Genomic DNA, 9,916 nt, shown 5'->3' with positions numbered 1-9,916 from the left:
CGCCGTCACTCGAACCGCCGTTGTCCGAGCCGCCGTCACTCGAACCGCCGCCGGTGGACCCACCGCCGGTCGAACCCCCGTTGTCGCCGCCGCCGTTCTCACCGCCGCCGTTGTCGCCGCCACCCGTGGACGCCGCCTTCGGCGTCTCGCAGGTTGCCTCGGCGAGCGTGACCTCACCCTTCACATCGGCGACGTTCAGATCGCCCGGGTTGACCGAGACCTTCAGCTGGAGTGCGACCGCGGCGGCGGTGCGCGAGGTGGTGCTCGCCTTCGACAGGTCGAGCGTCACCGAGCCGACGCCCTTCACCGCGATCTGCGTCGTGCCTCCGGCGGTCAGGGTGACGCGCTTGCCGAGAACCCTCACATGCCCCAGCACGTTCGACTCGGCGACCGGCTTGTGGCCCACCTCGCAGACCGCCTTGGACGTGACCTGCTCGACCTCGACCAGTGAGAGCAGCGGCAGGCCGGGCAGGTGCAGCTTCGCCCTCACCACATTGCTGTAGCCCTCGGCGCGGTGCTTGTCGACGGTCGCCTTCGCCGTGGCCACATCGGCGCGCAGCACGCGGACCGGCGCCCCGCCCTCCACCCCTTCGAGCTTCACGCTGAGCGCGGTCTTCTCCGCGCTCCGCGGCGCCCGCACCTCGTTGAGCGTGGCCTCGAGCGGCACATCGATCGTCTTGTTCAGGAGCGAGACGTCGAGTGCGGTACGGAGCACGACCGCGCTCGCCTTCCCGTCGCCGGTGGTCGTGGTGGTGGCCGCGGCGGTGGCGTGCGCCGGGACGGCGAGCAGCAGGGCGACGGGAGCGGCAGCGACCGCCAGGGCGGCGAGGCGGAAGGTGTTGCTGTTCAAGATGGTGGAACCCCCACAAGAGACATGGAGCCACCGGCGCCGTCCAATGGGGGACATCGCGGGCACCGGTGGCCTCGACTCCGTGAATCTTTACGCACAGAGGGTGAACTGACAGACACCTGGCGTGAGTTCACCCCAAAGGGGGGTTTCCGTGCCTGTATTCGAATAATCCGGCACGTGCGTTCCTTGAGTTCACCCGTTTCACTGAACGTGCCCGGCCCGGAAGGCTCTCGTGTCGGAGTGCGCGAGGTTATCCAACGAGCGCGTGCGCTCCGGGTCACTGCCGGTCAACACGGCGCCTCCCGGGCCCGAACCGGCCCGGGACACCCGGATCAGCCGATCACGCGCCCGTTCAGGACGACCCGGCGCGGGGCCGCCAGCACGCGCACGTCCGCCCGCGGGTCCTCGTCGTACACCACCAGGTCGGCCGGCGCGCCCTCCTCGAGACCCGGCCTGCCGAGCCACGCCCTGGCTGCCCACGTCGTCGCGGACAGGGCCTCCAGGGCCGGGATGCCCGCCTTGACGAGCTCCGCGACCTCGCCGGCCACCAGACCGTGGGCGAGCACCCCGCCCGCGTCGGTGCCGACGAACACGGGCACCCCGGCGTCGTACGCGGCGCGCACGGTGTCGTAGCGGCGCTCGTGGAGCCGGCGCATATGGGCGGACCAGCGGGGGTACTTGGCCTCGCCGCCGTCGGCGAGCGTGGGGAAGGTGGCGATGTTGACCAGGGTGGGGACGATCGCGACCCCGCGTTCGGCGAAGAGCGGGATGGTCTCCTCGGTCAGCCCGGTCGCGTGCTCGACGCAGTCGATCCCGGCCTCGACGAGATCACGCAGCGAGTCCTCGGCGAAGCAGTGCGCGGTGACCCGGGCACCCAGCCGGTGCGCCTCGGCGATGGCGGCCCCGACCTCCTCGCGCGGCCAGCAGGCGGTCAGATCGCCCACCTCGCGGTCGATCCAGTCGCCGACGAGCTTCACCCAGCCGTCCCCGCGGCGCGCTTCCTGCCCGACGTACGCCACCAGCTCGTCCGGCTCGATCTCGTAGGCGTAGTTCCTGGTGTACCGCCGGGTCCTGGCGATGTGCCGGCCGGCCCTGATGATCTTCGGCAGGTCCTCGCGGTCGTCGATCCACCGGGTGTCGGCGGGTGATCCCGCGTCCCGCAGGAGCAGCGCGCCCGCCCCCCGGTCGTCGAGCGCCTGCTTCTCGGTGGTCGCCGGGTCGACGGCGCCGTGGTGGTCGAGCCCGACGTGGCAGTGGGCGTCGACCAGTCCGGGCAGGGCCCAGCCGGTGACGACGACCGCCTCGTCCGCACCCGGGGGCCGCTCGTACGTCACCCGCCCGTCGACCGCCCAGATCTCGTCCCTGACATCCTCGGGGCCGACGAGCACCCGCCCCTTCACCTGCAGCACGCGCGGCGCCTCGTGATCACTCATGGACAGCACTGTACGAGGCGCGGGACCGGGCGCCACGCCCTGCCGGATCCCTTCCGGCAGACGGGTCCGGGCCGCCTCCGGAGGGCTCGGTACCCTCGTTGCAGGCCTGGCCCGCAGGCCGGTCCGCACAGATCCGATCCCGAAGAGAGCACCACCGTGACGCACCCCTTCCTCGACCTGACCCCGCTCACCGCCGCGCACTTCGCGACGATCGAGCGGCGCGTGGCCGGTCTCCTCGCCACCGAGCAGGACGTCGTCATCATGCAGGGCGAGGCGCTCCTGCCCCTCGAAGGCTGTATCAGGGGCGGCGCCCGGCCCGGATCGACGGCGCTGAACGTCGTCACCGGGCCGTACGGGCAGACGTTCGGCAACTGGCTGCGCGACTGCGGCGCCGAGGTCGTCGATCTGGCGGTGCCCTTCCACACCGCCGTCACCGCCGCCCAGGTCGCCGACGCGCTGGCCGCGCACCCGGAGATCGACTTCGTGTCCCTGGTGCACGCGGAGGCGGCCACCGGCAACACCAACCCGGTCGCGGAGATCGGTGAGGCCGTCCGGGCGCACGGGGCGCTGTTCATGCTGGACGCCGTCGCCTCGGTGGGCGCCGAGCCGCTGCTGCCGGACGCCTGGGGCGTGGACCTGTGCGTGATCGGGGCGCAGAAGGCGATGGGCGGTCCGGCCGGGGTGTCCGCGGTATCGGTGAGCGCGCGCGCCTGGGAGCGGATCGCCGCCAACGCGCAGGCCCCGCGCCGCTCCTACCTCTCACTGCTGGACTGGAAGGAGCGCTGGATCGACGGCGGCCGCCGGGCGCTGCTGCACGCCCCGGCCCAGCTGGAGATGCTGGCCCTGGAGGCCTGCGTGGAGCGGATCGAGGCGGAGGGACTGGACGCGCTGATGGCACGCCACGCCGCCGCGGCCGCGGCGACCCGGGCCGGCGCGGTGGCACTGGGCGGTGGCCTGACGCCGTACGTGCACGAGGCGCGGGACGCCGCTCCGGTGGCGACCACGCTGCGGACGCCGGACGGCGTGGACGCCGCGGAACTGGTCGCGCAGGCACGGGCTGCCGACCCGTCGCTGCCGCTGATCGCGGGGGGCGGGGCGCTGTCCAAGGAGATGATCCGGGTCAATCACTACGGTGTGGACGCGACGCGGGGCGCGGTGCTCTCCTCGCTCGCGGCTCTGGGGGCGGCGCTGGCCGATACCGGCCGGCAGGTCGATCTGGAGGCTGCCCGGAAGGCCGTTTCGGAAACCTGGACCGCCGCATAAATTCAGGCGTAATCAATGAATGCGGGGAGCTGCTTAATTCAGAGCAGCTCCCCGCATTCTTATGCCCGCTTCCCCGAAGGCTAAACACCCCAGTTTCGACGACGGCCGATCTCCACAATTCGGTTGCGAGGCGCGAGAGTTACGACCTTGTGACCGACTCCACACACAGGGGCGTTATGCCCGATAAATGCATGCCAAATCGGTAGAAAGAGTAGCGGTTTCGCGCTGGGGCGCGCGCTCGCGTGATAACACAGCACATCGCTTCACCCAACCCCTTGGCCCGATGCAATTTAGAAATTTGCTGGGTAAATTCAATTCGCATGACCGCCGCACCAGCAGATTTTGCACGTGCCCGAAGCGAATTCATCACCATCGACACCCCACGAGTGGAGGACGGAGCCGCGATCTGGCGTATAGCCCGCGATTCCAAGGTCCTTGACCTCAACTCCTCGTACAGCTACCTGCTGTGGTGCCGTGACTTCGCGGCGACCTCCGTGGTCGCCCGCGACGAGACCGGCTCCCCGGTCGCCTTCGTGACGGGGTACATCAGGCCTGACCGCCCCGAGACGCTCGTCGTCTGGCAGGTGGCCGTCGACCACGGCCACCGAGGTACCGGCCTGGCAGCGAAGCTGCTGGACGACCTGACCGCACGCGTCGCCGCGGAGCAGGGCCTCGCCTCGGTCGAGACGACCATCACCCCGGACAACAAGGCGTCGGACCGCCTGTTCACCTCCTACGCGCAGCGCCACGACGTGGCACTGGAACGCGAGGTGCTCTTCGACGGCGGCCTGTTCCCCGAGGGCACCCATCTGCCGGAAGTGCTCTACAGCATCGGCCCGTTCCACGCCTGAGCAGGCCCTTCCGGCGGGTGCCGCCCGTCGTAGTCATCTTCACTCCGCCCGTCACACCACCCCCCTCACGCAGGAGACCCGCTGTGACCATCACCCCGCCCGCCCTCAGTGTCTTCGAGACCCTGGAGTCCGAGGTACGGAGCTACTGCCGAGGCTGGCCCGCCGTCTTCGACCGCGCGCAGGGCGCCCGGCTGACCGACGAGGACGGCCACACGTACCTCGACTTCTTCGCCGGGGCCGGTTCGCTCAACTACGGCCACAACAACCCGGTTCTGAAGCGCGCGCTGATCGACTACATCGAGCGCGACGGCATCACCCACGGCCTGGACATGGCGACCACCGCCAAACGAGCCTTCCTGGAGACGTTCCAGAACGTCATCCTGCGGCCCCGCGACCTGCCGTACAAGGTGATGTTCCCCGGCCCGACCGGCACCAACGCGGTCGAGTCGGCACTGAAGCTGGCCCGCAAGGTCAAGGGCCGCGAGTCCGTGGTCTCGTTCACCAACGCCTTCCACGGCATGTCGCTCGGCTCGCTCGCCGTCACCGGCAACGCCTTCAAGCGGGCCGGGGCCGGCATCCCGCTGGTGCACGGCACGCCGATGCCGTTCGACAACTACTTCGACGGCCAGGTCCCCGACTTCCTCTGGTTCGAGCGGCTCCTGGAGGACCAGGGCTCCGGGCTCAACAAGCCCGCGGCCGTGATCGTGGAGACGGTGCAGGGCGAGGGCGGCATCAACGTCGCCCGCGCCGAGTGGCTGCGCGCGCTCCAGGACCTGTGCCACCGCCAGGACATGCTGCTGATCGTCGACGACATCCAGATGGGCTGCGGCAGGACGGGCGGCTTCTTCTCCTTCGAGGAGGCCGGCATCACGCCGGACATCGTGACGCTGTCGAAGTCCATCAGCGGCTACGGACTGCCCATGTCCCTCTGCCTGTTCAAGCCCGAACTGGACATCTGGGAGCCGGGCGAGCACAACGGCACCTTCCGCGGCAACAACCCGGCGTTCGTCACCGCCGCCGCCGTACTCGACGCCTACTGGGCCGACGGCCAGATGGAGAAGCAGACGCTGGCCCGCGGCGAGCAGGTCGAGTCGGCGCTGCTGGCGATCTGCGGCGAGCACGAGAGCGCGCAGTTCCGCGGCCGCGGACTGGTGTGGGGCCTGGAGTTCAACGACCCGGCCCGCGCTTCCGCCGTCTGCGCCCGCGCGTTCGAGCTGGGCCTGCTGCTGGAGACCTCCGGCCCGCAGAGCGAGGTCGTCAAGCTGCTGCCGCCGCTGACCATCACCCCCGAGGAGCTGGACGAGGGCCTGCGCACGCTGGCCCGCTGCGTCCGGGAGACCGCCTGACCCGGGCCCGCCCCGGGCGGGCCCGACGAGAAACACCGTAGAGAGAAAGGCACCGACCCACCGTGATCGTCCGATCCTTCAGTGACATCGAGAACACCGACCGGCATGTGAAGTCCGCCTCCGGAACCTGGGAGAGCAAGCGCATCGTGCTCGCCAAGGAGAAGGTCGGCTTCTCGCTCCACGAAACCGTGCTGTACGCGGGCACGGAGACGTCGATGTGGTACGCCAACCACATCGAGGCCGTCCTGTGCACCGAGGGCGAGGCCGAACTCACCAACGACGAGACCGGCGAGAAGCACTGGATCTCCCCCGGCACGATGTACCTGCTGAACGGGCACGAGCACCACACGCTGCGCCCGAAGACGGACTTCCGCTGCGTCTGCGTCTTCAATCCCCCCGTCACCGGACGGGAGGACCACGACGAGAACGGTGTCTACCCGCTGTTGACCGAGGAGGGCTGAACCCCCATGACCACTGATGTACGCGCCGACCTGTACCCGTCGCGCGGCGCCGCCGAGATGACCACTCCCCGCCAGGACCCGGTCATCTGGTCCGCGCCGGGCGCACCGGGTCCGGTCGCCGCCAAGGAGCTCCAGGGCTTCGAGCGCGACGGCTTCCTCACCGTCGACCAGCTGATCACCCCTGACGAGGTGACCGGCTACCACGCCGAGCTGGAACGGCTGATCGCCAATCCGGCGGTGCGGGCCGACGAGCGCTCGGTCATCGAGCCGAAGTCGGACTCCGTACGGTCGGTCTTCGAGGTCCACCGGCTCAGCGAGGTCTTCGCCCGCCTCGTCAGCGACGAGCGCGTGGTGGGCCGGGCCCGTCAGATCCTCGGCTCGGACGTGTACGTCCACCAGTCAAGGATCAACGTGAAGCCGGGCTTCGGGGCTTCGGGCTTCTACTGGCACTCGGACTTCGAGACCTGGCACGCCGAGGACGGTCTGCCGAACATGCGGGCCGTGTCCGTGTCGATCGCGCTGACCGAGAACTACGACACCAACGGCGGGCTGATGATCATGCCCGGTTCGCACAAGTCGTTCCTCGGCTGCGCGGGCGAGACGCCGAAGGACAACTACAAGAAGTCCCTGCAGATGCAGGACGCCGGCACCCCGTCCGACGAGGCGCTGACGAAGATGGCCGACCGGCACGGCATCAGGCTCTTCACGGGCAGGGCCGGTTCGGCGACCTGGTTCGACTGCAACGCGATGCACGGGTCGGGCGACAACATCACCCCGTACGCGCGCAGCAACGTCTTCATCGTGTTCAACAGCGTGGACAACGCGGCCCAGGAGCCGTTCGCGGCTCCGATCCGCCGCCCGGAGTTCATCGGGGCGCGCGACTTCACGCCGGTGAAGTAGGTTCGTACTAAAGCCGGTTGGGGCGGGACGCAGCGATGCGTCCCGCCCCGTCGGCATGTTCCCCACCCGCCGCGAATCCCCGGGGCCCTCCTCGTGAACCGCGTTAGGATCAAGAGATTTCCGGAGGCGGGGGCAGCATGGTGCGACGGGCGAACCAACGTGAACACCTTCGGCGGGTGTCCGAACGACGACGAGCCGCGGGAAGGCCGGAGGCCGACCGGAACTCGGCGCGCACGGTGATCGCGGCATCGGTTCTGGCCGGTGTTTCCGCGGTGATCGTCAGCTTCATCACCGGCCTGGGCTCTTCGATTCAGGGACTCGTCACGGACGTGCTGACGGACGAGAAGAAGCCGGCCGCTTCGGCACCGCCGCACACGGAGCCCGCGGTGCCGGTCAAAGTAGTGGTCATGCCGGAGGAGGGCGGCTCGTTCCTGGTTTCGGAGCAACGCGTGACCAGCGCCGAGGACAGAGATGTGCTGGCCCATGGAGCGACGACACCGGAAAGCTGGAACCATCTGCTCCGGAAGATCAAGGCAACCTCGATCAGCAAGACCGCATACAACGTCGCTGTCACCAATGTCTCCGCCTCACCGGTCAGGGTGATGGACATCGTCCCCGTGATCACACGCCGCGACGAGGCGATCGACACCACGATGATCGAGCCCCTGGGCGGGATGGCCTCGGACAGTGTTCCGGTCCAGCTGAACCTGGACAACCGATATCCCAAATTCACCCAGAACGGAAAGCCCTACTTCAGCCGTGCGTCACAGGTCCTTGAGGCGGGCGAGGGTTTCGTCATGGCGGTGGAGGCGAAGCTCCTGGGCGGAGAGTATGTCGAATACCACCTGAAAGTGAACTATCTCGACAAAAAGGGCAGCCAGCACTCTCTCGAGGTGAAGGAGCCTGGTACCGGCGTCGGCATCTTCCGGGTTTCCGGCAGCGTCGACGACACGGAGTACACCGACTACTGGGGCCCGACGAAGGACGGGCAGGGGCGGCGACTCTACAGCCGGAAGGAACGGGAATGACCCGGCTGCCTGGGACGGCGCCCGTCGTGCGCGTGGGCTCCGTCGGCGCGGAGACGTTCCGAGGTTTCAACTCGCTGGACCTCGGCACGGGTCGGCGGAGACAGTGACCCCATGACTTCACACGTACACCACGTCACCATCGACTGCGCCGACGCCTACAAGCTCGGCACGTTCTGGGCGGAGGTGCTGGGTTCCTCCCTCGCCGACGACGACTTCCCCGGAGACCCCGAGGCGCTCGTGCGGACCCCCTCCGCAGCCCTGCTGTTCGTCACCGTGCCCGAGCCGAAGAGCGTCAAGAACCGCATTCACTTCGATATCCAGCCGGACGACCGCACCCGCGACGAGGAGGTCGAGCGGCTGCTCGCCCTCGGCGCCACGCTGGTCGCCGACCGCCGCAGGCCGGACGGGCGGGGCTGGGCGACCCTGGCCGATCCGGAGGGCAACGAGTTCTGTGTGGAGTGCAGTGCGGGTGAACGGGCGCGGCTGACCGGGAAGCGGCTGCCGGTCACCGCGGACGACGTGACGTCGGCGGTCCGCCTGACGGTGGACACACTCGCGGGCTCACCGGCCGAGGACTGGCGCATTCCCGCGGGCACGCTCACCTGGGACTGCTGGGAGACCGTGGAGCACCTGAGCGACGACCTCTTCGCGTATGCCGTCCAGCTCGGCCCGCGCAGGCCCCCGTTGGAGAGCGAGGTTCCGTATCGCTGGGCTCCGGAGCGCGAGGGCGGCCCCTGGAACGCGATCTTCGCGGACCCGGAGGCGGGAACCGCCGGGCTGCTCCAGACCCTGGAGGCGAGCGGCGCCCTGCTGTCCGCGATGGTGCGGACGGCCTCCCCCGATCTCCGCTCCCACCACTCCTACGGTGTCTCGGACCCGGAGGGGTTCGCCGCGATGGGCATCGTGGAGACCCTCGTCCACGCCCACGACGTCGCCGAGGGCCTCGGCGTCACCTGGACGCCGCCCGCCGACCTGTGCGACCGGGTGCTGGGACGGCTCTTCCCCGACGCCCCGGCCGACGAGGACCGGTGGACCGTGCTGCTCTGGTCCACCGGCCGCGCGGATCTGCCGGGCCGGGAGCGCGTGACGTCGTGGAAGTGGCACGGGGCCCCGCTGGAGGAGACGCCGAAGCGGTAGCCCCGGACGGCGGCTACCGGTGGGAGAACCAGTTCGCCGCCGGGAGCAGCTTGGTGTCGTAGCCGAACAGCGCCTGGTTCTCCCAGGCGTTGCCGGACGCCGGGTCGGCCGGGTCCCAGCCGCTGCCGCCGACGGCGGTCCAGGCCGGCTCCCAGTAGACGGCGCCCAGGCCCCGGCCGCCGGGGACCGCCTCGACGACGTTCATCACGTCCGTGCGCAGCTTCGCGTAGCCGTGGCCCGCCCAGGCGGCGGGCTTGTTCTGCTTGCCGGGGTCGGCCCAGGCGTCGGAGTAGTGGAAGTCGACGAGCGTCTTCATGCCGAGGGCCTTGGCGCGTTTGGCCATGGCCAGGACGTGTGCCTTGTTGTTGTAGCCGTCGGCCGGGTTCACCCACACCTTGAGACGGACGTAGTTCATCCCGGCGGACTTCAGGAGGCTCATGGCGTCGCCGGCCGTGCCGCTCGCGCTGCGGTAGACGGCGCCGTGCGCCTCGTTCTTCGGGAGGGTGGAGAGGTCACCGCCCTTCACGGTGAGCCCGGTGGCGCCGGGGGTGAAGGCGATGTCGTCGAAGTTGGCCCACTCCCCCGCGTGGGCGTCCGAGTTCAGGCTGATGGTGCAGGAGCCGCCGGTGACCTTGACCGAGGTGACG

10 protein-coding genes are annotated in these 9,916 nt (G+C 69.6%); 7 read left to right on the top strand and 3 right to left on the bottom strand.

Going from position 1 to position 9,916, the window contains the following annotated elements; genetic code table 11:
* A partial coding sequence (locus tag JGS39_RS31305) for an SCO1860 family LAETG-anchored protein (RefSeq protein WP_219573119.1) occupies positions 1–850 on the bottom strand: 850 nt, incomplete at its 3' end.
* A 332-nt stretch (positions 851–1,182) separates the two neighbouring features.
* Complete coding sequence (locus tag JGS39_RS31300; RefSeq protein WP_236064665.1) at positions 1,183–2,283, bottom strand: amidohydrolase family protein; 1,101 nt, start codon at positions 2,281–2,283, stop codon at positions 1,183–1,185.
* A 156-nt stretch (positions 2,284–2,439) separates the two neighbouring features.
* On the opposite strand from JGS39_RS31300, the gene JGS39_RS31295 reads away from it, so the two are divergent.
* From JGS39_RS31295 to JGS39_RS31265, 7 genes are all read left to right on the top strand, one after another.
* Positions 2,440–3,546 (top strand): aminotransferase class V-fold PLP-dependent enzyme, encoded by a 1,107-nt coding sequence (locus JGS39_RS31295; protein WP_219573118.1) that lies wholly within the window; start codon positions 2,440–2,442, stop codon positions 3,544–3,546.
* Between the two features lie 386 nt (positions 3,547–3,932).
* Complete coding sequence (gene ectA / locus JGS39_RS31290; protein ID WP_219573117.1) at positions 3,933–4,397, top strand: diaminobutyrate acetyltransferase; 465 nt, start codon at positions 3,933–3,935, stop codon at positions 4,395–4,397.
* Positions 4,398–4,480: 83 nt separating this feature from the next.
* Positions 4,481–5,743 (top strand): diaminobutyrate--2-oxoglutarate transaminase, encoded by a 1,263-nt coding sequence (gene ectB, locus JGS39_RS31285; RefSeq protein WP_219573116.1) that lies wholly within the window; start codon positions 4,481–4,483, stop codon positions 5,741–5,743.
* A gap of 62 nt (positions 5,744–5,805) precedes the next feature.
* Positions 5,806–6,204, top strand: a complete 399-nt coding sequence (locus tag JGS39_RS31280) for an ectoine synthase (protein WP_219573115.1) — start codon at positions 5,806–5,808, stop codon at positions 6,202–6,204.
* 6 nt (positions 6,205–6,210) lie between these two features.
* Positions 6,211–7,104, top strand: coding sequence for an ectoine hydroxylase (thpD, locus tag JGS39_RS31275; protein ID WP_219573114.1), 894 nt, complete (start codon positions 6,211–6,213; stop codon positions 7,102–7,104).
* A gap of 176 nt (positions 7,105–7,280) precedes the next feature.
* Entirely contained in the window at positions 7,281–8,132 is an 852-nt protein-coding gene (locus JGS39_RS31270) for a hypothetical protein (RefSeq protein ID WP_219573113.1), read from the top strand.
* A gap of 111 nt (positions 8,133–8,243) precedes the next feature.
* Positions 8,244–9,269 (top strand): VOC family protein, encoded by a 1,026-nt coding sequence (locus JGS39_RS31265; RefSeq protein WP_219573112.1) that lies wholly within the window; start codon positions 8,244–8,246, stop codon positions 9,267–9,269.
* Positions 9,270–9,282: 13 nt separating this feature from the next.
* Here the strand turns inward: JGS39_RS31265 and JGS39_RS31260 are convergent.
* Positions 9,283–9,916 (bottom strand): glycosyl hydrolase 53 family protein (locus tag JGS39_RS31260; RefSeq protein ID WP_219573111.1); only part of this gene is annotated, 634 nt, incomplete at its 5' end.

This window comes from Streptomyces poriferorum, assembly GCF_019399235.1.
In the GTDB taxonomy this organism is placed as follows: domain Bacteria; phylum Actinomycetota; class Actinomycetes; order Streptomycetales; family Streptomycetaceae; genus Streptomyces; species Streptomyces poriferorum.
This window is presented reverse-complemented; position numbering and strand designations above follow the sequence as displayed.

Bases quoted from the DNA above. Each gene is read 5' to 3' on its own strand.
- thpD (WP_219573114.1), top strand. From the start codon at position 6,211: ATGACCACTGATGTACGCGCCGACCTGTACCCGTCGCGCGGCGCCGCC.
- JGS39_RS31265 (WP_219573112.1), top strand. From the start codon at position 8,244: ATGACTTCACACGTACACCACGTCACCATCGACTGCGCCGACGCCTAC.
- JGS39_RS31300 (WP_236064665.1), bottom strand. From the start codon at position 2,283: ATGAGTGATCACGAGGCGCCGCGCGTGCTGCAGGTGAAGGGGCGGGTG.